Consider the following 22,558-nt stretch of genomic DNA (forward strand, 5'->3'; position numbering starts at 1 on the left):
CAATACTCAAGGGTAGATTTATCGTGCGACCAAAGATCTGTTTTCTCGGATGTACCGGCCCTCGCCATTGTGAAGGAGAACTGCGAGATGGCATAGAATTTATTGGTTAATTACGAAACCTGGGAGGAAGAAAAGTGCATCATTCCCTCGTTATTGCGCAATGCTTAAGCGACGAAGAGATCACCGTTCCACTGACGGAAGACCTGCTGCTTGATCTTCATCGCGAGCTGAAGCACACGGCTGCGGAAGAAACCGTTTGGCGAAAGCTCGTCCTTCTCTACCGTAAGCCGCTGCCGCCGTCCATTGCCTTCGATCTTATCGACCGAAACCTGGCCGTGGTGGAACTGGGACACACGAGACAAGAGGTCCACGTGATGTGGAAATTAGCCGGGATCGTAGACGAGGCCTTATTGACGTTAGCCATCGAGGTCTACGTCAATCCGGCTTTCGGGTTGAAGGAGACCGAGCTGCTGTTCGACAGCTACGATCAACGTACCTGGATGTTAGAGACGTTGATCCGCCAGGAGCCATCCGCCCCCGAGAAGAGAGCCTTATTGGAAGCCGCGATCCAACGAAACACACACGCCGATTCTCTGCGGCGATTGCTAGTCTCGGCGGATCGCGAACGATTGGCAAGACGCAGCGATCTGCCCGCAGAAACCTACGATGCCCTCTTCGAAACTAACGATCCTCGCGTGTGGTTGTCCCTCTCCCAGAATCCAAGCACACCCGTAGAGCTGCTCCGGCGCTTCCTGCAGGCGAAAGATATCCCGAACGCCCGCCGGATTCGGGAGTCGGCACGACTTCATCTTGGACGGCAGAGCTGATAACAGAGCGGCTGCGAGCGCCCATAGAGGCGGCTAGCAGCGTCCTTGGCGCTTGCACCCGGTTATGGTGCTAATGCGTGTTTCGATGCGGTATGGATTGAAGATCGCTCGAGACGTCCCCGAATCGCAACCCGCTCCTCCTATGCGAGCAGCTCCAACTGCCCAAAAAAAGCGGCCTACATCCCGCGAATAGCAAGATGTAGGCCGCCGAAACAGCTGCTGTATGCAATTAGGTTGAATGGTCCGTTCGGAGCGAGGTATATTCGTCCGTCTATCGCCTCTGGTCCCCCTACTTCTTCCACGGCAGCGAAAGCTTCCGCTTCGCGCCCTTCGGTTGTTTCGCCTTCTTCTCTTTCTTTTCTTTCTTTTCTTTCTTCTCTTTCTTCTTCGGCTGATCTTCGACAACCGCAGCCGCAGATTCGCCATTTACCTTGAACTTCGAAAGCGCCTGCTGCAGCTCGACTGCCGTCTCGCTCAGCGATCCCGAAGCATGCAGCACTTCTTCCATGGACACGAGCTGCGCGCCCGCCGATTCCGCCGCCTCCTGCGCCTTCTCGGCCGCACGCGCCGCATAACCCAGCGACTCGTGCACCGATGCGGCGACCTGCTCCGTGCCCGCGGACATTTGCTGCGTAGCCGCCGAGATCTCTTCGACCTGTGCCGCTACCTGCTCCACTTCGTTCAAGATCGATGCGAACATGCCGTTCACCGTATCCATAAGCGCCAGACCTTCGGTCGTCTCCGCCACGCCTTGCTCCATCCGTTCCGCCGCATTGGCTGCCGATTGCTGCATGGACACGACGAGCTGGCCGATATTCGCGGCAAGCTGTCTGGACTGGTCAGCCAGCTTCCCGACTTCGCTCGCGACGACGGCGAAGCCCTTGCCATGCACGCCCGCGCGTGCAGCTTCAATATTGGCGTTCAACGCCAGCAGATTGGTCTGCTTGGCGATGCCCGTAATCAAGTCGACGATGGAGCCGATCTGCTCGGACTGCTTGCGAAGCTGCGCGACCGCTTCGGCCGTCGAACCCGCCGTCTCGCGGATCGTATGCATCTGTCCGGCCGCCTTGACGACCGTATCGCGTCCCTTCTTCGCCTCGTTCGACACAGCCGCCGACACCTCGTTCACCACCGCGGAGGTGACGGCGATCCGGCTGATGCCTTCGGCCATCTCGGTCATGGCCGTCGCATTCTGTTCCATGCTGCTAACTTGATGTTCCGCTTCACCCGCCATCTCCCGCATGACGGCCGCGATCTGGTTGGCCGCGCCGACCGAATCATGCGCCGTCCGCTCCATTTGGCCGGAAGAGCCGCTTACTTGCTTGGCGATGTCCTGGTTGCCGCGAAGCACGTCCGCGAACGATTCGGCCATGCGGTTGAAGGCGTCGCCGACGCGCGCAAGCTCATCTCTGGTCTTCAATTGGACGCGAACGGTCAGATCGCCCTGCGCCATGCGGGAGCTGTCCTGCTCCAGACGACTCACGGTCTGCTTCACGTTCAAATAGAACGCGATAAAGAAGATCAGCACCAGCAGCAGCACCACGCCTACGATAGCGATCATCGTATTACGCTCGACTTCCATCCGGTCGATCCGATTGTTGACGAGCTTGCCGAGTAACGCGAGCGCCTCGTCATACAAGGCCGAAGCTTCGTCGACCGCCTTCGTGCCGTCCGCGAAGAACGAGGAGGAGCCAAGATCGTTCTTGCCCGATACGACTTCCTGCATAACTAGTTGGCTAAGGCGCTTCGCCGTCTCGGAAGTCGTACCGACCCGCTTCTCCATGGAGCCGATGTCCGCGCTGCCCCCCATCGCGTTGCTCCAGTCATGGCCGATCTCGTCGACTAACCGGTTAATCGCATCCGCTTGCTTGACCAAATTAAGCTGCGCTTCCGGCGTCATCGGCTCCCCGGACAGAAGCGAGCGTCCAAGTCCGCGCGCGAGGGCTTCGTTCTCCATCAGCGACGGCAGGCGGTTAATGATCATGTTGACGAGCGAGAAGGAACTCAGCTCCGGATCCATCGTCATGGTCGAGCCGTCGGAGATATCAAGCTGCATCTCCAGCAGCTGTTGAATCAGTTTAATATGCCAGGCGACGCTCTCGTCCACGGTCAAATCCGCGTACTGCTGCTCCAGCAGCGCCCAGCCGGACTTAAAGCTGCTCCACTGCGCGCTTGTGCCGAACGCTGCGCCATACTTGGCGTCCATCGCGTCGACAAGCCCGATGCGCTGCTTCATCTCGGCTTTGATCGCTTCGACTTGGCTGGCGGCCAGCTTGCTGCCGTTGTCGACCATGCTGCGGCTCTTCTGCATCTGCATCATGAGCGTCTTCACGGGCGCGAGATACGTCACGCCGTCACGTTCCTGCTTCGACACTTCAATCGACGATTGCAGCGTACGGAACAGATCGACGGATAGGATAGAGATGGGGATGAGGACAAGCAGTCCGATGAGAAGGAACTTCTTCACATAGGACAATCGGTTCATGATGTATACAAACGGAGCGAAAACTTTCACACGCCAGCTCCCCCTTCGATGATTATAGTACTAGTTTAATAGGGGAAACCGTTTCCATCAACAAGAATCGACATGAAATATCGCAATCCAACCTAGTAAATTAGCCCCACTTCTACTAATATTAGGATTTGAAAACCATTCCTTGTTCGGTTGTTCATCGGCTATCCAAATAACACCTGCGTTCGTGCATGCCGTTGCACGGATCGGCAGCGCAGAAGCCCTCGTAAGCGGCAGTGGTTAGGTTGCCGTTCTGTGAAACCGGATGATTGGGCTATTCCGTTTACGATCGCGTGTGCGACTTTCCTCCGGTAGTCATCGGCCTTCATGAGCGCGGCTTCCTCCCGATTCGTCATAAAGCCTCCGCACTCCGTCAGAATAGCAGGCATCCTCGTTTTGCAGATGACGTAGAAGTCGACAGCCTTTACGCCTCGATCTCGAAGGCCGGTAGACGCGATCAGCTCTCGTTGTACCTCAGTCGCTAATCTATGGGAGGCCTCCGTTCTGGCCACCGCCGTGAACGTTTCAATCCGGTTTGAAGCAACCCCCGGAAAAGACGGAAAGCCTGTTCTCGGAGATGGCCGCATCGACCCCCTTCTCCAAGGTTTCGAAAGCGCCGGCCCATAAGAGGTAGTCCCCCTATGAGATACTGCCACGCAACAAATAGCGCCACAGGGTGTTCTCCCCGTGGCGCTATTTGCATTTATCCCTGGAGCGCTTCCTTCAGCGTCTCCGGCGAGTTGTCCCACCACTCCGCATTGTGGCTGACGAGCAGCCCCTTCAGCGCGGCCTTCTCGTCGGCCGTCAGCTCATCCAGCACGTAGCGCCGCTTGATGGCGTAATCGAGCCGGTTCACGTGGTCGGCGAGAATCTTCCACCCGCGCTTCGCCTCCGAATCGATCAGCATCGGACAAGCCGTCGCGCCGGCATAATACGAGCCGCTCTCGTTACGGTCGACCGCGACCCATACAATGTAGCACAGGCGTCCGTTCGGCGTATCTTCCTTATTCGGCGTAAACTTGATGCCGCGCTCGATCTTGCTCTTGGCGTGCATGGCGCCTACATCTATATAAGCCTCGCCGTTATCGATCATGACGCAGGAGACTTGGCTCAGATCGATCGTACCCGCACCGAACCCCTTGTGCGCCTTGTTGCTGACAACGTTCAGCGCAAGCTGCTTCTTCTCCTTCTTCGGCGCCTCTTCCCCTGCCGCCGGCTGCTGCTGGCCTTGCTCTTGTTCGGACATCTATTCCAGGCTCCCTTCCCTTTGAAAACCGTGCTCCAAGGCACGGCTCTACCATGCTTAGATCCAATACTGGCGCGGGTTTGCCGCGCATGTCCACACATTAATTCCATTTTAGCTAATAATCCTGGAAAAGCAAACATATACATGCCTTAGATGCTTGTCAACGGGAGGGAATCGTTCAATGACGCCACGTCTTGCCAAACGCTTGCTGCTCTTCGCCGTCGCCGCCGCCCTTCTCGGCGTGTCGGCGCGGGAAGGGTTCGGGGATGCCTGGGTATCGCAATATACGTACGCCTTCGCGCCGTCCCATATGGACGTTTCGCCGACGGCCAAGCCCGGGTCGGTCCAAACCGCGCCGACGCCCGCCGCTCCCGCGGTCCCCGCACCCAAGACGACGCTCCCCCAGACGAACGTGCCCGTTCCGGAATCGGTGCTCAAGCCGAAGCCGGTCGCGCTCAGCAAACGCGTCGTGGAATACCACATCGACGTCAGACTCGACGAACAAAGCAAAATGCTCACGGGCGAGCAAACGCTCACGTGGACAAACCCCGGCAAGTCTGCTGTATCGGAAATGTACTTCCACCTCTATCCGAACGCGTTCGAAGCGCCGGACACCAGCTTCATGCGGGAATCGGGCGGCAAACTGCGAAGCGACAAGGCGACGTCGGCGGGCGTAGGCAGCATGACGATTGACTCGCTTCAAACGGAGAGCGGCGACAGTCTCCTCCCAAGGCTGCATTACGTGCAGCCCGATGACGGCAATGCCAGCGACAAGACGCTGGCCAAGCTGCGACTGCCCGATACCATTGCGCCCGGCGAGAGCGTAACGCTGAAACTCGGCTTCACGGTCAAGCTGCCGCAGGTATTCGCGCGGATGGGCTATTACGGCGATTTCGTCATGGCTGGCCAATGGTTCCCGAAGCTTGCCGCCTACGAGACGGCCGGAACGCGGGGGCGAAGCGCAGATGGCTGGAACGCGCATCAGTACCACGGCAACTCGGAATTCTACAGCAACTTCGGCATTTATAACGTGCGGATCAACGTGCCGGCGGACTATACGGTCGCCGCGACCGGCTTTCAGACGAAGCCGACGAATGCGGACGGCGGGCGGCGGACGTTCCAATTCTACGCCGACGACGTGCACGACTTCGCGTGGACCGCTTCACCCGATTTTATCTATAGCGAAGAAGCCTACTCGACAACCGGTATTCCAGGCGTCCGCATCAAGCTCTATCTGGATCCCCGGCACGCCGAGCTCAAAGAGCGCTACATGCACGCCGCCAAATCCGCGCTCGGCAAGTTCGCCCAGTGGTACGGCACGTATCCATATTCGACCTTGTCCATCGTCGTGCCGCCGGAAGGCGCAGGCGGCGCGGGCGGCATGGAATATCCGACGCTCGTCACGAGCTTCGAGGCCGATTCGCCAGACCCGTCAATCGACAGCCTGGAGCGAACGGTCGTGCATGAAGTCGGCCATCAGTATTGGTACGGCATGGTCGCGACCAACGAGTTCGAGGAAGCCTGGTTGGATGAAGGCTTCACCTCTTATGCGGAGGACAAAGTCATGGAGAGCGCATACGGCCTCGAGCCCAATTTGACGCTGGAAGCCAGCTACATGACCAATCCCGCCCCGCTTAAGCAGCTTTCGTGGTCCTATCACAGTTCGGATAGTTATGCCGAGAATGTGTACATGCGTGCCAAGCTCGTGCTGGTGGGCATTGAGAAGCAGGTCGGCGCACCGACGATGCGCAAAATTTTGCGGACCTACTTCCAGAAGTATAAATTCAAGCATCCGTCCACGGCCGACTTCCAGCGCATCGTCGAGCAGGTCACCAAGACGGAATGGGACGACTACTTCAGCCATTTCGTCTACGGCAGCGACATGGCGGATTATGCGGTCGAATCGATCACCGTTCGTCCCGTCGCCGAGAAGGGGAACAAGCAGTACGAATCGACCGTGCTGGTCAAGCGGCGAGGCGGGGCGAACGGGCCCGTGCCGGTCGTGCTCCAGTTCGCCGACGGCACGACCATGCCGAAGGTTTGGGAAGGCAAGGAGAATCAAATGGTCTATAAAGTCTTGCACCCGGCCCCGCTGCTTTACGCAACGGTCGACCCGGATTACGGTAACGTGCTGGATAACCGGCACATCAACAATTACTTGAAGGCGGAAGTGCCGGAGAAGACGCGCACCCGCTGGGGGATCGGCTTGACCAAGCTGATCGAGAGCCTGTTCGCGTCGCTGGCCTGGTAATGGCCGCCAGGACAGGCAAGAGAGGAGGATCGCGGCATGAGGCGGCATTTAAAGCAAGGCTGGTGGCTGACGGGACAGCACTTCTTCATCGTAATCGTCCTGTTCTTGTACGAACTGCTCTGGGGCTTCTTCCTCTACCGGACCATCGATTCGATCGTGACGCCGCTGCTGCAGCGGTATCCAGGCATCGAAGGCGGCGAGGACGCAGTGAGACTATTCTTGACGGAAGCGCAGTTCCAATTGATGAAGACCGATCTCATCCATCCTTATTTGTGGCTGTTCGCGTCGCTGCTGGCCGGGCGCATGCTCATCACGCCACTGGTGAACGCCGGCCTGTTCTACTCCCTGCACGCATCGGAAAGCGAAGGCGGCACCCGCTTCCTGGCCGGTATCCGTGCGGCTTGGAGACCGGTTACGCTGCTGTACTTCCTGGAAGTGGCACTGACGATCGCCCCGGGCATCTGGGTAGTTCCGCGGTTGTACGAGGCGCTGATTGGCAGCGATACGTTGGCGGAGCTGAGCGCAAGCGCGCTGCCGCTGGCCGGCGGATGGTTCGCGGGGGCCGTCCTCCTGCACTTGCTGTTCCTGGCCATGCAGTTCGGGGCAGTCACGGGCAAGGGCGCGTTCGGCGGTCTCAGCGAAGGGCTGAAGAAGCTGCTGCCTTTCGCGGGCGTCTCCCTCCTTATGTGGGCGATCGGGCTGCTGCTCAGCCTCACGGCGGCGTCGGTATCCATGCTATGGGCAGGATTGCTCGCGCTGGTCCTGCACCAAGGCTTCCATTTCGTGCGCACGATCATGAAGGTATGGACCGTGGCGGCGCAATTCGCGGCCTGGCAGTCGAATGAAGCCAAAGAAGGATGAGAATTGAAGGTGGAGGGCAGTGCCGATCAGGTACTGTCCTTTGCTGTTGGAAAAAGAAGCTTGCGCAAGGAAAAACAGCGGATCGGGACGGTTCATGACCGGAAAGCGGGGCAGAGGATGGGGACTGTCGATAGAATGGGTGTTGAACCGATAGAAAGAGAAAAATAGATACGATATAATAGCAAAAAAGTTGCACTCTTAGAATTCTAATCTGTGAACAAATTGTGAACTTAGAAGGGAATATGTGAAAATGATCGAATTATAACGCGGAATGAAAAAAATGCCGAATTCTCGCAAGAGAAACGGGGGAACCATCTTTGGGTGAATTGATCCCGGCGAATGCAAACTAGCATACGCCCGAGGCGATCATAGGGTACCTTCAACCGAACCCCACAGCTAACCTCGTAGGCACCGGAAGGGGTTTCTATTCTTGAAGAAGTTTGCTGCTCTGCTGATTGGCTTGGCCATGATGCTTGCGTTCCAAGCTGGAAGCGCATTCGCGGATTCCAAAATGGACGGCGTCATCGCCGATCTGATCGGCACGCCATACAACTATGGCGGCACCACGACTAAGGGGTTCGACTGCTCCGGATTCACGATGTACGTATTCAAGAAATTGAACGTCTCGATTCCGCACGCGTCCTCCTCGCAAGCCAAACTGGGCAAGAAAGTGGCGAAAGCCGACTTGATCCCAGGCGACCTCGTATTTTTCAATACGAGCGGCAAAGGCATTTCGCATGTCGGCATTTATGTTGGAGACGGTAAGTTCGCTCACTCGTCTTCCAGCAAGGGCGTAACTATCAGCGGACTTAGTGATTCCTACTATCAGAAGCGCTATGTCACGGCCCGCCGCGTTATGAGTCCTGAAACCTTTGAGAAATATGCCGACGAGCCGTCGGACGAAGTGGTCGACACGACTGACGTCGATTAATTCGCGACCGGGATCGATCGCCCCCGCGTTCGATCCCAAACAACGAGCCGCCGTGTTTGTTCCCCCGAACAAGCACGGCGGTTTGCTGTTCCGCCATACTTGCCGGTATAAGTCATCCTTCACCTCGAATGCGGGCCCGTGAAACAAGCTGCAGCGCATTTCGAGGCTAATTCGGATTAAATTGTTTGATTATTCTAATAATTATAGAGGGCAATCAAAGACGTAGCCGTAATGTGCGGGGATACCGATCGTGCCAATCCGTTCTCAACGCCGCGTGTTAATTTCGTAACGCACCCACCAGAACGTCCGTCCGACTTGCACATCCAGCGCCGTGCCGACATCCGCGAACAACTGATGCAGTTCAAAGGCCGACGAGCATCCTTCGCTTCTTCGATCGGCAATGACGACCATGGCCCCTTCTCCAAGACGCGCGTGCCACGCCTCCAGGAACGCATGCCGTTCCTCCGCCTTCAACTCGCCTAGGCAAAAGCAGGCCAGTCCGGCCTCGTAACTGCCCGATATGCCCGTCAATTGGCCCGATCTAATCGTCTTGGATGCCGGCGGCAGCAGCCTTGGCGTACGCGATCCCGCGACGCGCAGCACCCGCCTGCCTTCGAGCGTGCGGCTCAGCGCATCCTCGACCTGTCTCCACTCGTTCCATCTCTCCTCCAACGTCTCCCGCCATCTCTGCATACATACCCTCCCGATTGGTGTTACTTCTAAACGTATGAGACGCCGCTCAGTTTCTGAACCAAAAACAGGTATAATGAGAAGCAACACTTCTTCTCGAAAAGGAGCTGACTTTCGATGTCTTCATCCTCCGAAGCGCTGCAGGCGTTTCATCCCGTCCTGGCCGGCTGGTTCGGCCGCGCGTTCGGCGAGCCGACCGACGTCCAGCTGCAGGCATGGGCCTCCATCCGAAGCGGCCGACATACGCTGATCGCCGCGCCTACGGGCTCTGGCAAGACGCTCGCGGCGCTGCTGCCCTGCCTGGACCGGATCGTCCGGGAGAAGCACGCTGCAGGCAGAGACTGGACGGCCGGCGTACGAACCTTGTATATTACGCCGCTGAAAGCGCTCAACAACGATATTCAGCACCATCTGGTCGGGTTTATCTCCGAGATCGAGCAGGACGCGAAAGTCCGAGTCGCGGGTAAAGGCGATGACGACGGCTGGCCAGGAGTCGCGACGGCCGTCCGTACAGGCGATACGCCTTCCGCAGAGCGGGCCCGCATGGCGCGCAAGCCGCCCGAGGTGCTCGTCACCACGCCGGAATCGTTATACCTGCTGCTTACTTCCGCCAAAGGGCGCGCGATGCTGCGGACAGTGAACGCTGTCATCGTGGACGAGATACACGGCATCGCCGGCGATAAACGCGGCGCCCATCTGACGCTCGCGCTGGAGCGGCTGACTGCCCTATGCGAAGGTCGCGTTCAGCGGATTGGCGTCTCGGCAACCCAGAAGCCGATGTCCCGCATGGCGCGTTTTCTCGGCGGATGGGCGCCTCGGGACGCCGCCGCCGAACGCGATGCTGGAGATGCCGGGGGTGACGGGGATGACAGGGATAAACATTCGCGCGTCTTGGACAAGCGCACTGCTGATCTGGATGAGGACGCGGAAGAAGCGCAGCCGCTGCGGCATGTGCTGGGCTACCACCCGCGGCCCGTGGCGATTATCGAGAGCATGATGGCCAAGACGATGCATGTGCGCGTGACGATGCCGGACTTCAGCCGCCCCGCGCAATCGCGCGAAGCGGCGGTGTGGACGCCGATCGTCGAGCGGCTCCTGCAGCTGATGGAAGGCGCCTCGTCCGTGCTGCTCTTCGTGAATAGCCGCCGGCTGTGCGAGCGGCTCGTGCTGCGTCTGAACGAGCAGACCGGCGAGGATTTCGCCCGCGCTCACCATGGATCGCTGGCACGCGAGCGACGTCTTGAAGTCGAAGATCTGCTGAAGAGCGGCCAGCTGCGCTGCCTCGTCGCCACCTCCTCGCTGGAGCTTGGGATCGACGTCGGCCACATCGACCTCGTCCTTCAGGTGGATCCGCCCATGGATGCCGCTTCCGGCATTCAGCGCATCGGCCGCGCCGGGCACGCTGTGGGCGACGTCAGCCGCGGCGTTATTCTCGCACGGAGCCGCAGCCAGCTGCCGGAAGCTGCAGTACTCTGCCGCAGCGTCGTCCGGCGCGAGATCGAAGCCATCCGGCTGCCACGGCAGCCGATCGACGTGCTCTCCCAGCATATCGTATCGGTCGCGGCGGCCGAGGATATCGAAGTGGACGCGCTGCATGCGCTGCTATGCGGCAGCGAGTGTTACCGCGAGTATACGCGCGCCCAGCTCGAGTCGGTCCTGAAGGTGCTGGCCGGCTTCTACCCGTTCGCGCGGCCGCTGATCGATTGGGATCGCGAGCGGGACGTCGTCACGCGCCGCGCGCTTACGCCAGTCGCCGCCGTCACCGGCGTCGGCACGATCCCGCAGTCTTCGGCATACCCGGTTCATCATGCCGATAGCCGCGTCCACCTTGGGGAATTGGACGAGGAGTACATCCACGAAAGCCGCGCCGGCGATGTCTTCCAGCTCGGAACCTCTTCATGGATGATCAGCCGCATCGATCACGACCGGGTCTACGTGCAAGAAGCGCCGAACCGGTTCAGCGAAATCCCGTTTTGGCGCAACGAACCCGGCGGCCGCGGCGTGCGGCTCGGCGTGCGGCTGGGTCGCTTCCTCGGCGAGCTGGCCGAGCGGCTGCGACTGCGGGATGGACATGCGGGCGACGAGCTGGCACCAACGCTTGAAGCCGATACCGTCCGCTGGCTCGACGTGGAATACGGATTGGACCGCACGGCCGCCGAACAGCTCATCGATCTGGCGCGGGCGCAGCACAAGGCGCTGGGGCTGCCGACCGACAAACTCATTCTCATCGAGCATTACAGGGACTTAACCAATCAGACGCGGGTCGTCATCCATACGCTGTTCGGGCGCAAGCTGAACCGAACATGGCTGCTCGCCATCGAGCAGCAGTTCGGCCGTCTGCTGCCGTACAAGCTGTATGGCAACGCGAAGGATAACGGAATCGAGCTAGTGCTTGCCGAAGGCGACAACTCCTGGCTGAACAAGCTGTGGCATATCGCCGCGGACTCGCTGGATGAGCTGCTGACCGAGGCGATCGCGGGCTCGCCCATGCTCGGCATCTCGTTCCGCCGCATCGCGGAGACATCGCTGCTGCTCTCGCGCAGCTTCACGCGCACGCCGATGTGGCAGAAGCGGCTGCGCAGCGAGGAACTGCTGAAACAAGCGCTTCCCTATGCGGATCAATTCCCTTACCTGCTCGAAGCGATGCGGGAGAGCCTGCACGTGTATCTGGACGCCGACGGCTTGAAGGGGCTCCTTACGGGTATCGCGGCGGGCGAGATCGAGATCGTCGTTCGGGAGACCAAAGCCCCGTCCCCCTTCGCCGCGCAGTTCATCGCCGACTACGTGAACACGCAAATCTACGAGGGGGACGGCCTAAGCGCGGCGACTCAGCTGCAGCTGCTGAGCGTCAGCCGATCGATGGCGGGCGCCCTCTTCGGCGAAGCGGCGCTGCGCGATGCGGTCGATCCGGCGATTGCCAAGGCGGAAGAAGAGCGAATGGCCGCCGGTCAGGGAGAGCTCCGGACGCCGGATGATCTGTACGCGGCGCTCAAGCGGCGCGGTGATCTCTCGGAGGACGAGCTGACCAAGCTGCTCGGACCGGATGCGTCGTTCATGGCGGAGGCGCTCGCGACGCTCGCCGCAAGCGGGCGAATCGCCGCCTACCGCTTCGGGAACAACGGCCAGCGATGGATTTGCGCGGACGAACGAGGGTTCTATGAGCGCTTCCCTGCCGGAGAGGACGCGGTTGTCTTCATCGCGGGCCGATTCGCCGAGCACCGATTATCTTTCACCGATATGGAGCTGATGGAACGGTACCCAATGCTCGATGAAAGCAGCGCGGCAGTCGTCATCGAGCTGCTGCTGCGGCACGATCTCATTGAACAAGCCCCATTCGCGGAGGATGCGGACGAGCGCATCTGGACGAGCCGCCGCGTCGCGAAGCGCCTGATCCGGCTGACGATGGAGAAAGCCCGCAAGGAAGCCGAACCCGCTGCGCCCGTACGCTGGTGCGCGGAGATTTCGCGCCTGCAGCACGTGCTCGATGGCACGCAGCTGGCAGGTGCCGACGGCCTGCGCACCGTTATCGGCCAGCTGCAAGGGTTCTATCTGCCGGTCTCTCACTGGGAGAGCGTCATTTTCCCCTCGCGCTTGAACGGCTACCGCAAAGAAGACCTTGATCTGCTGTGCGCATCCGGGGAAGTGATCTGGCTCGGACGCAAGGATGAAGGGGAGAAAGAAGGTAAAATCGCATTCTTCCTCGCGGAGTCCCGTGCCCTATACCTGCCCTGCTTGAAGCAAGCCCGGCAGACGTCCGCCTCCAAACATCCGGAGCTGCTGGCGCAGCTGCGGGATGGGGGTGCGATGTTCCTGACGCGGCTCGGGCGGGAGAGCGGACTTGCGCCCTCGGAGCTGCTCCCGGCACTGATCGACCTTGTCTGGGAAGGCGCGGTGGCCAACGACCAATTCGCGCCGATGCGGCTTCATGCGCAGACCAAAGGCAAGCAGCTGGCCAAGACCGGCTCCGGCCTTGGACGCTGGTATTGGACCGGCAGCCTGCTGGAGGAGTCGGCTGGAACGGACAACGGCGAGGGGATGCAAGACAGGCAAGGCGGCGTGGATGCGGAATCGGTCCTCCAATGGACCCAGCATCTGTTGGATAGCTTCGGCCTCGTCTCGAAGGAGCTGGCTGGACAGATCAGTCCGTTCGGCTGGGACGCGCATCTGCCCGCGCTGCGCCAGCTGGAGCATCTGGGTATCGTGACGCGCGGCGTGCTCGTCGCCGGCGAACCGGCGCTGCAATTCGCCCGTCGGGAGCAGATTGCCGCCGTGGGCCGGCCGCTCGCGCCCGGGGAATCGGAGGGCTACACGATCATCGCCGCCGTCGATCTGGCCAACCCGTTCGGCTTAAGCACCGACTGGCCGGATGTGCCGGGAGCCGGATTCGCGCGCAAAGGAGGCAACTACCTCGTGCTGCAAGGCGGACGATGGCGGTATTGGATCGAGAGCAACGGGCGCAAGATCGTATCGCTCGCGCAGGCGCCCGAAGGATCAAGCGGGACCGATGCGCTTGACCAAGCCCCTCCTCCATTCGACGCTGCCGGCTTGAAACAAGTGCTCCGCACCGTGCTGCGGCGCGGAGGCTTGAGTAAAATCAAGATCGAACAGTGGAACGGCGCGGCGATCGCGGACTCCCCGGCGGCCGGCTTGCTGCGGGCGCTCGGGGCCGAGCGGGACAAGCAGGCGCTGGTGCTGTGGCCGAGCAATTTGCAATAGACAGAAGAAACGGCCGGAAGGACTCATCCTTCCGGCCGTTTCTTTGTTAGTTTAGGCTAATGGGACATACAAGAAATAGTCACTGCCGATCCAAGCGCCGAGAGCGGTATCGACCGATCGGGTCTTGAACTTCAGCTGCAGCGTGACGAGGTTGGCATTCTCGATCGCCAACTCATCCCAATCACTGAAGGTAACTATCAATTGGTTGTCTGCTTCGCCATGTTGAACGGACTGGACATACAAGGAGCCTCGATCTTGACCGCTTTCCGCAACCAAGATTGTCTCGATCATGCCGGGATCCAGCGCTTCCGTCAGCAGCAGGCGGGACGACAGCCCCACGGAGAACGTTAACGTGATTTTCCCCGCTTCATAATCCGGCGAGAGCTGTACCCCAACCGGTTCTACTTCCAGCAGCGTCTCCGGCTGCGCGGATTCGGCCTCGATCAGCTTCGCCGTAATGTTGTTGGCGAAACGCACGACAGGATCTTCTCCTTCGCCCTCTGACAACGGTTCCAGCCCAATCGTAAGGACATAATAGCCGTCCTCATCGAACCCCCAATTGAAGCTTAACTCCCTGCCGTTCGCCGCGTGTCTGAACGCCTCTTCGACCTGACTGCCGGCATACTCCGAGAGTTCCTCGTTAAAACTAACCATAAGCGGCGCGTTGACCGTCAGTTCGGTTTGGCTGTTAGGCACATCCGCTTGATGGTGCGCCGTCTTCACGACATAGGGGTGGAAGTCCAGCTGGAATACAAACCTATCATTCCCCGTCTCCACCATGACGACGTTCTCTTCCGTCAACAAAGCATTGTCCTCTACCGAGGATGATTCATAACCGTCATCTTCATAAATATTGAAGTAGTCCGCGCTTTGCAAATACGCACGTAGATCACCTGCCGTCAGGCCGATCGGCAGATGAATGGTCATCGCATCGTCGATCTCAATCGAATCCGGCGCGTTCGCTGAAAGAAGCAACGGAGGCTCTACATAGAAGATCGAGATTGGGCGAGAGGCAACCGATACATTGCCCGAATCGTCGACCGCGAACAACACGTAATCACCCACGACGAGTTCCTTCGCTTCGAACGTTACGCTCGACTCCGACGATTGGCGCTTCCAGCCTCTCTCGCCGTCGACGATGGCTTCCAATTCAAGAACGCTAATGTCCGGGGCCGCCTCTACGGCCGGCACGAGATAGATCATGCCGGATTCGTTGCTTCGCGCATAGATGCGACCGGTATGCAGCGGGATTCTCTCGGCCGGTTCACCTTCGATATCTTCGCTTGTCGTGACTTCAAGCGTAGGCGCGGTCAAATCCGGCTCATAGAACTCGTCAATGAGAATCGGATCGGATGGCGCCGATACTTTCAACGCCTCGTCCACGGCGTAGAAGACGAACTCGCCCGTATCCAGGTCGCTTGCCTCGAAAACAACGTTCTCTCCTACAAACGGACGGCTGTATCCGATCTCATCCGAGACTAGGGCATTCAAAGCCTCTAACGACATTTCCGCAGACGCTTCCCCGGCAGGGATGGCGAAGATCGTGCCCGCTTCCGTGCTATTAGCCCAAATACGGCCGCCATTCAGCGGAATCGTATTACCGTATTCGCTCGTCCACACCGTTACCATCGGTACCAGCTGATCCTCAATATGAATCGTAGGGGATGGGAGCGATACGTTGCCTGCTCCATCGACCGCGAACAATACGTAGCCGCCCTCGCCCAGATCGCTCGCCCCGAATAGAACGTGCCCCTCGGCGAATTCGCGTTTCAGCCCTTGTTCTCGCGAAATCATGGTATCTAAATTCGCCGCGGTGACCGTCTCCGGCAGTTCGCCCTCAAGCACCGCATAGATCGTGCCCGTTTCCGAGCTGCTCGCCCAGATCCGCCCCTCTTCCAGCGAAATCGCGGCGTCTAGCCCGCCAGACTCAACCGTCTTAACTGTCAGCGTTGGCGCATCTAGATCCGCAGCGATATCCTGGACGCTAATAATGCTCTCCGGCACCGATACGTTGCCGGCCTCGTCAACGCCCAACACCACATAGTCGCCAACGCCCAGCGAAGACGCCTGGAACGTCACGTTGGACCCCGTATAGAGCTGTTTATGCCCTATTCCTCGTTGAACAAGATCCTCCAACTGATCTTCGGTTCTGGCCCCCTCCACGCACAGCCATGGAATCACATAAATCGCAACGCGCTCCTTGCCGGCCGCCACAATGCGCCCGCCATCCAGCGGGATGACCTCTGCCGGCGGCTGCTCGATGACATCGCCGGTCGATACTTCTAGCTCCGGCGGCGTCACGTCGATCCAGATCGTATGATCCAGCTCGACGCTCGCCGACACGAGCGCTTCATCCTCGGCATCCTGCACGTGCGCGGCGACTTCGACGGTATCATCCTTCAGCCCCTCGCCCAAGAAGTAGGACGTGACGTCGACGGACACCGTGACCGTCTCCTCTGCCCCTGCACTGTCGAGTGCGCCGATTTCGTCGCTATTCAGCGCGTGGACGACCGTCTTGAAATTACGTTCTCCCCCACGGAATGCAATCACGATAAGGTCGCCTAGCTTATAATTGGGCTCCGCGTCGCGATGACCAGGCAGCTCGACCTGCGCCATCACAGGCTCTTCCGACCAACCCCAGCTGTCCCTCGTCGGTCCGTTGAACACGTACTGTCCTTCTTCATTGATCGGCAGCATCGACGATAGCGTGACCGATAACGGAGCTGCAGGAGCTGACGGCAGCTTCTTCGCCTCCACCTCAACCGTGCGGCTAGCCGATCTTTGACCCGATGTATCCTTGGCATAAATCTCATAGAGGCCCGCTTCGATCGCCTTGGTCGCCAAGCTGCAACCGCCCACGCCATCGCAAACGAACGGCAAGTCCGTCTCCATGTCCCGCTTGGTCAAATAGACCTTGGCTTTCGGATCGTTCACCGTCACCGCGATCGGCTCGCCCTGAACGACGCGCTCGGGTGCCGTCTGAATGACCGGCGCGAAATCGATTCTGAACGCTTCGCTCGCCGCATTGCTCACCGCCTCGCTGCTCTGCGAGAGATTCGCGCCGTTCCGCATGAGCGCGCTATAGCTGAACACAGCAAGGTCGGTTCCCTGCGCCTTAAGGAACGACGCCATATCGAAGTCGACGCTATACGTACCGCCGTCCTTCTTCATGCGGGCCACATCCGACGCCTTCAACGTATACGTATAGGAATTCTGCTCGCTCGCTCCGGACTTCCCATTCTCTCTAACGGTCAGCACGATCTGATCGCCCGGCCGATAGTCGTCGAATCCGCCGTCCGCGCCAGGCAGCACGACCCGCAGCGATGCGCCCGCGGCGCCTTCGTCCGTGCCAAGCTTCTGCCGGTCCGCTTCATTGAAGAGACCGTCCGCGAGAAGCGAGCCCGGCGTAAGGCCGACCGACAACGGCGTCCGCACCGCGCGATACTTGGCGCCGACCGGCTTGAACGCCGCCAGGCTTGCTTCGATCCGCACGCGCGCCTCGTCGATGACGCGCTGCGTCGAAGCCGCGTCTGCGGCCACGGCCTGCGCATGCTCGCGCGATGCGCTTAACCGACTCCGCTCAGCGTCCGTCCGTCCTTGCGTCGCCGCCAGAAGCGCATCCGCCTGCGCGATCGCCGTCTGCAGCTGCTTCCGATCCGGCAAGCCCAGATCCAGCAACGAAAGCAGGTACCGCACGTCCGCGCCGTCCAGCGGGGACAGCCCGGCAATATTGGCATCGCCGCCGCTTGTCGCCTTCAACCGATTGATATACGCCACCGCATCGGCCAGCGCGAAGCCGCCGCCATCGGGATCAAGGGCATTCTTCAGCTTAAGCGCCCCGGAATCGGTAACGATGCGGTACCCGTTGACGGCCGCATTGCCGGCCCCCGCCACGATACCCGCGCCGAAGACGGTATCCGCCTCCACCGAGACATCGACGCGATCGCCCGACGCGATCTCGCTCAATACGATGAAGATTTCGCGATCCTCGGCGTAAGCCTCCGCAACGACGCCCGATCGCCCGTTGACTTTGAAGTTCTCGCTAGACAGCGCCAGCGCGTCGCTCGCTCCGGCCAGCGCCCGGTCGAACGTCAGCACGAGCGTGCGCTCATCCGCCATGCGTCCCGCAATCGCCGCCGGTCTGCCGGCTCCGCTCGCAACGCTGGCGCTGACGCGTCCCATATCGATAGGAACAACGCCCCATAGTAATAGAAATGCTAATCCAAATCCCGCTATCCTGCGCAACGCGATCACCCTTTAGTATGAGTTTTCCTAGCGCTAATTCTATCATATTCCAACCGGAGCTGATATGAAGGAATGTGAATTTCCCAAACGTTTCCCGGTTAAATCGGGATGCGAAAAAGGGCCATAGGTCTCAAGAGTTGTCCTCTTTCGACCTATGGCCCTGTCTGTATTATTTCACGCGCATGAGATTGCCGCTCGCCTGATGGTCGATCAGCCATTGCTCCAAACTCTTCGTATCCATCGGCTTGCCGTAGTAATACCCTTGCATGATGCTGCATCCGCGCGAGAGCAGGAATTCGATCTGCTCTTGCGTCTCGACGCCTTCGGCGACGACCTGCAGTTTCAAATGCCCGGCGATGGCGATGATCGTGCTGATGATCGCCTGCTTCGATTCCATGGCGCTCTGGCGAACGAACGACTGGTCGATCTTCAGCACGTCGATCGGCAGTTCATCCAGACTGCCCAGCGAGGAATAGCCGGTGCCGAAGTCATCCATCGATACGTGGACGCCGAGCGCGCGCAGCTGCTGCAGTTGGTCGACGGTATCCGCCACGTCCTGCATGGCGATCGATTCGGTAATCTCCAGCTCGAGCAGCGACGGCTCCAGGTCCGACGACTCCAGCGCATCATGCACCATCTGCACCAGCGCCCCGCGCTCGAACACGCGAATCGACATGTTCACCGATACCCGGACATTCGCCATTCGGCGCTTCTGCCAGTTGCGGTTCTGCGCGCAGACATCGCGAAGCATCCAGCGCGTCATCGGCACGATCAATCCGGTTTCTTCGGCGATCGGGATGAATTCGACCGGCGAGATGAGCCCAAGCTCCGGATGCCGCCAGCGCATAAGCGCCTCCAATCCGATAAGCCGGTTCTCCTTGGCGTCCCATTTGGGCTGGTAGCAGACGAACAGCTCCCCGTTCGCAAGCGCCTTGCGCAAATCCCGCTCCAGCTCCATTTTGCGGATATACTGGCGATCGATCTCCTCGTCGAACAACCGGTATTGGTTCCGTCCGAGCTCCTTGGCCTGATACAGCGCCATATCGGCGGTCTTGAGCAGCGCCGTCCGGTCGCTGCCGTGCTCGGGAGCCAAGCTGACGCCCACGCTGATCGTCAAATGGATCTCGCTGCCCTCGACATCCATCGGCTTGCGCAGCATCCGGACAATATTCGCCGCCAACTCCAATGCCTCTTCCTTCGAACCTTTGGCCGAAGCAACGAGGAATTCGTCGCCGCCAAGCCGGAACACGGTCTGGTCGCCCGACACCGCCTGCTTCAGCCGCTCTGCCGTTGCCTTAATAACAATGTCGCCGGCATCGTGCCCAAGCGTATCGTTCACGTTCTTGAACCGGTCCAAGTCGAGGAAAAGCAGGAAGCCCGTTTCTTTCCCGGAGAAGGAGGTTTCGAAATAGTACAGCAGGCGGTGACGGTTAAGCAATCCGGTCAGCGCGTCGTAGTACGCCATTCGTTCCAGCACCGTCCGATCGAAGAACATGACGCCTGCCGAGATTGCCAAGATGAGGAATGTCGCCATCACGACCGTAATGAGCATCAAAAACTGAGGGGGAGAGTCGCCGGCAACATGATGAGCCGCCATGTCGGACGCGCTCATATGGAAGTTGGTCGCCAGCATGCCCGTATAGTGCATGCCGCAAACGGCAAATCCCATAACGAACGAGCAGATCAGCTTCCAATAAGAGAAGCCTTGCACGCTGCGTAATTTGCCGAACAAGAAGAGTGCCGCATACGAAGCGCCGACCGCGATCGCGGCCGACACGCCCACCATCGACGCGTTATACGAGACGATGACAGGCTTCTGGATCGCCGACATGCCCGTGTAGTGCATCCCGACGATGCCCACGCCCATATATAAACCGGCCAAGATGCGGCGCCAGTAAGGGATATTCGTCAGCGACGTGACGCGGAAGGCGACGAACGACGCGCCGATGGAGAATACCATGGAGGCCGCGGTCGTCCAAATATTGTATTGCACATTGACGCCGAGATGAAAGGCCATCATGCCGACGAAATGCATCGACCAAATCCCGGCGCCCATAATAAACGAGCCGATGGAGAGCCAGACGGTCCGGGCTCTGCCCGATACGCGGGAGATTTTCCCGGCTAAATCAAAGGCGGAGTAAGATGCGGCTGCCGCGATGAGAAAGGATAAAGCAACAATCCATTCGTTATAGTGTCCGTGCATGTGATTCATTGCTCTACCTCTCCAGTCGCCGATTCCTGATGTTAGCCTTATTATAAATGATGACGATTTTAAAGAGAATGCTCAGTATTGCCCAATTCGACAAAAATAGACAAATAATTAGACCAAATTCGACATTCGTCGCATAGTTATTCCGACCCCTTTACCCAATCTACGACTACGCGAAACAAGCCTTGACCTCTCTGCCGGAAGACAAGGGTCAAAGCTTGCTGCACAGCGCTGCTCCGGGCGATCCCGCCCGCTTGCGCGCGTCCTTATTTAATGACCAGCACAGGCACCGAAGCATGCTGTACCACGTTATGGCTGACGCTGCCCATCATGAACTCTCGCAGACCGCCGAGCCCCCGGCTGCCGATGACGATCAGCGCGGCGCCGTTCTTATCGGCGTACTGCAGCAGACTGTCGGCCGGACTGCCCTGCATCAGCGTAAGCGAGGCATGGGGAAGATGGGCCGTCCGCTTGCCGGCTTCGGCCAGCAGCGCTTCCGCCCTGTCGTACATCTCCTTCTGCAGTTCGGCAGGCGCATAGATCGTCGCTTCGGGCACGACCATATAGGGCGCGCTGTACACATGAACGACGCTCAACCGCTCCGCGAGTCCGCTCTCGGCCAGCTTGATGGCGTATTCCAGCGCGCGCCATGCCTGGACCGAACCGTCGAATGCCACGACTACATGGGAAAATAACATCGGAAACCCTCCTTCGTGCTTGACCGCTCAAAGGATTATTACCCGCAACGCCGCCTGACAACGCACAAACACGGCATCCCCGGAGCCAATCGGTTGGGATGCCGTGCTTGCCGCGCGCGCGAGGAGCCCCCTCGCCGCGCTAGATTCGACGCCTGCGCTTCTTCCGATGCCGCTAGCCTTGCGCGCTCGCCTTCCGCTGTTTCATCGCGTCGAGCTCCAGCTTGACGCTGTCCTCGAAGCCGTCCAGGCGGGCGGATGCCGCAGAGCCCCACTGCCCTTGCGCTTGCTTGCGGGCTGTCGCGGACGCTTCCAGCTGCCACACCTTCTCCTCCATGCGGGCGAAGCCGCGCGCCGCTTGATTCGGATCGAAGGCGTTCAGCGTGCTGCTGGCCCGTTCCATCGCTTGCGCTGCCTGTACGCGGGAGATCAAGTAATGCTTCTTCGCCTGCAGGGCGTCGTACGTATGCTTCATTTGCTCGATCTGCTCCCGCAGCTGAGCCGTCTGCTCTTGCAGCGATTGATATTGGCCGCGGTAATGCGCAAGCCGCTCCTGATGGACGAGCTTCTCGCGGATCGCGATCGTGGCGATCGCGTCCTCCTCGCGGTCGACGGCAAGCTCCGCCTGACGGGTGCGCTTGGCCAGCAGCGCCTCGGTCTGCTCGATGAGCGCGGCATGCTTCCGCTCGGCCAGCAGTTGCAGCGACAGGGCCTGCACCGCGCGGTCCAGCTGCTCCTCCAGCTCGCGAATGTACTGCTTCACCATGTTGATCGGATCTTCCACCTTATCCAGAAAGCTGTGCAGGTCGGACTGCATGATCGTTTTGACGCGTTTAATAATCCCCATTATTGCTTCGCCTCCTTCTCCAGTTGTCTTTCCCATTGATCGAGTATGTGGACTTGATTGTGCGTAGACGACGGCGCCAGCCATCCCGCCGAAGCCGTTAACTCAAGTGGATCATTCGATTTTGTTCTTCTACGCATGTAAGCGTAAGCCGCGATGACGGCCGCCATGATGACGATCGTCCAGAACGACAGCAGCGACCAAAGCGCCAGCAGCGCGATGAGACCGCCGCCCCATTTCAGCACCGACTTGCCTTTCGCCAGTAGCGCCGCGCCGATCAGCAGCACGCCGATCTTCAGCAGCATGTGCGCGAAGGAGAAGCCTCCGCCGTGTCCGCCCCGAATCCCTTGCTCGATGCGCGGGCCCCCGGCCATGAACGGGCTGCCGCCGCGGCCGAATCCGGCCTCGTGCGCGCCTCTTGACGCATGCATGCCGCCATGCGTCCAGCCGGAGCAAATGACCAGCACGGTCACGACCAGCGCCGCGAGCAGCGGCCATTTCAGCAATTTCCATCCCGCGGTTTTCATTCGT

The 22,558-nt window shown here is 59.6% G+C and carries 14 protein-coding genes and 1 riboswitch; of the genes, 5 read left to right on the plus strand and 9 right to left on the minus strand.

The genetic code is table 11. The features are described 5' to 3' along the window. The first annotated feature begins 134 nt into the window (after positions 1 to 134). Entirely contained in the window at positions 135 to 827 is a 693-nt protein-coding gene (locus ACFFSY_RS32575; protein WP_377502307.1) for a hypothetical protein, read from the plus strand. 289 nt (positions 828 to 1,116) lie between these two features. On the opposite strand, the gene ACFFSY_RS32580 is transcribed toward ACFFSY_RS32575, so the two are convergent. The 3 genes from ACFFSY_RS32580 to ACFFSY_RS32590 all read right to left on the minus strand — a co-directional run bounded on the left by ACFFSY_RS32580 (position 1,117) and on the right by ACFFSY_RS32590 (position 4,585). Next, on the minus strand, positions 1,117 to 3,342 hold the full coding sequence (locus ACFFSY_RS32580; protein WP_377502310.1) for a methyl-accepting chemotaxis protein: 2,226 nt from the start codon (positions 3,340 to 3,342) through the stop codon (positions 1,117 to 1,119). A 161-nt stretch (positions 3,343 to 3,503) separates the two neighbouring features. Next, positions 3,504 to 3,926, minus strand: a complete 423-nt coding sequence (locus tag ACFFSY_RS32585) for an N-acetylmuramoyl-L-alanine amidase (RefSeq protein ID WP_377502313.1) — start codon at positions 3,924 to 3,926, stop codon at positions 3,504 to 3,506. Between the two features lie 116 nt (positions 3,927 to 4,042). After that, complete coding sequence (locus tag ACFFSY_RS32590) at positions 4,043 to 4,585, minus strand: YwhD family protein (protein ID WP_377502316.1); 543 nt, start codon at positions 4,583 to 4,585, stop codon at positions 4,043 to 4,045. 181 nt (positions 4,586 to 4,766) lie between these two features. Between ACFFSY_RS32590 and ACFFSY_RS32595 the strand changes: the two genes are divergently transcribed. From ACFFSY_RS32595 to ACFFSY_RS32605, 3 genes are all read left to right on the plus strand, one after another. Next, positions 4,767 to 6,836, plus strand: coding sequence for a M1 family metallopeptidase (locus ACFFSY_RS32595; protein WP_377502319.1), 2,070 nt, complete (start codon positions 4,767 to 4,769; stop codon positions 6,834 to 6,836). Positions 6,837 to 6,872: 36 nt separating this feature from the next. After that, on the plus strand, positions 6,873 to 7,697 hold the full coding sequence (locus tag ACFFSY_RS32600) for a hypothetical protein (RefSeq protein ID WP_377502322.1): 825 nt from the start codon (positions 6,873 to 6,875) through the stop codon (positions 7,695 to 7,697). A gap of 271 nt (positions 7,698 to 7,968) precedes the next feature. Continuing rightward, a riboswitch (cyclic di-AMP (ydaO/yuaA leader) is annotated at positions 7,969 to 8,123 on the plus strand. Positions 8,124 to 8,127: 4 nt separating this feature from the next. Next, positions 8,128 to 8,628, plus strand: a complete 501-nt coding sequence (locus tag ACFFSY_RS32605) for a C40 family peptidase (protein ID WP_377502325.1) — start codon at positions 8,128 to 8,130, stop codon at positions 8,626 to 8,628. Positions 8,629 to 8,892: 264 nt separating this feature from the next. On the opposite strand, the gene ACFFSY_RS32610 is transcribed toward ACFFSY_RS32605, so the two are convergent. Further along, entirely contained in the window at positions 8,893 to 9,321 is a 429-nt protein-coding gene (locus tag ACFFSY_RS32610; RefSeq protein ID WP_377502328.1) for a hypothetical protein, read from the minus strand. Between the two features lie 114 nt (positions 9,322 to 9,435). Between ACFFSY_RS32610 and ACFFSY_RS32615 the strand changes: the two genes are divergently transcribed. After that, entirely contained in the window at positions 9,436 to 14,034 is a 4,599-nt protein-coding gene (locus tag ACFFSY_RS32615; RefSeq protein ID WP_377502331.1) for a DEAD/DEAH box helicase, read from the plus strand. A 51-nt stretch (positions 14,035 to 14,085) separates the two neighbouring features. Here the strand turns inward: ACFFSY_RS32615 and ACFFSY_RS32620 are convergent, their stop codons facing one another. From ACFFSY_RS32620 to ACFFSY_RS32640, 5 genes are all read right to left on the minus strand, one after another. Further along, entirely contained in the window at positions 14,086 to 18,216 is a 4,131-nt protein-coding gene (locus tag ACFFSY_RS32620; protein WP_377502334.1) for a hypothetical protein, read from the minus strand. Positions 18,217 to 18,448: 232 nt separating this feature from the next. Beyond that, entirely contained in the window at positions 18,449 to 20,491 is a 2,043-nt protein-coding gene (locus ACFFSY_RS32625; RefSeq protein ID WP_377502337.1) for a bifunctional diguanylate cyclase/phosphodiesterase, read from the minus strand. Positions 20,492 to 20,754: 263 nt separating this feature from the next. Further along, positions 20,755 to 21,186 carry a universal stress protein gene (locus ACFFSY_RS32630; RefSeq protein ID WP_377502340.1) on the minus strand — a complete coding sequence of 144 codons (432 nt, stop codon included), beginning with the start codon at positions 21,184 to 21,186 and terminating at the stop codon, positions 20,755 to 20,757. 172 nt (positions 21,187 to 21,358) lie between these two features. Then, positions 21,359 to 22,030, minus strand: a complete 672-nt coding sequence (locus ACFFSY_RS32635; RefSeq protein ID WP_377502343.1) for a PspA/IM30 family protein — start codon at positions 22,028 to 22,030, stop codon at positions 21,359 to 21,361. Beyond that, positions 22,030 to 22,554, minus strand: coding sequence for a hypothetical protein (locus ACFFSY_RS32640; protein WP_377502346.1), 525 nt, complete (start codon positions 22,552 to 22,554; stop codon positions 22,030 to 22,032). The genes ACFFSY_RS32635 and ACFFSY_RS32640 overlap by 1 nt, the downstream gene beginning before the upstream one ends. Between the last annotated feature and the right edge of the window lie 4 nt (positions 22,555 to 22,558).

It is taken from the genome of Paenibacillus aurantiacus (genome assembly GCF_042431225.1).
GTDB lineage: Bacteria > Bacillota > Bacilli > Paenibacillales > Paenibacillaceae > Paenibacillus_Z > Paenibacillus_Z aurantiacus.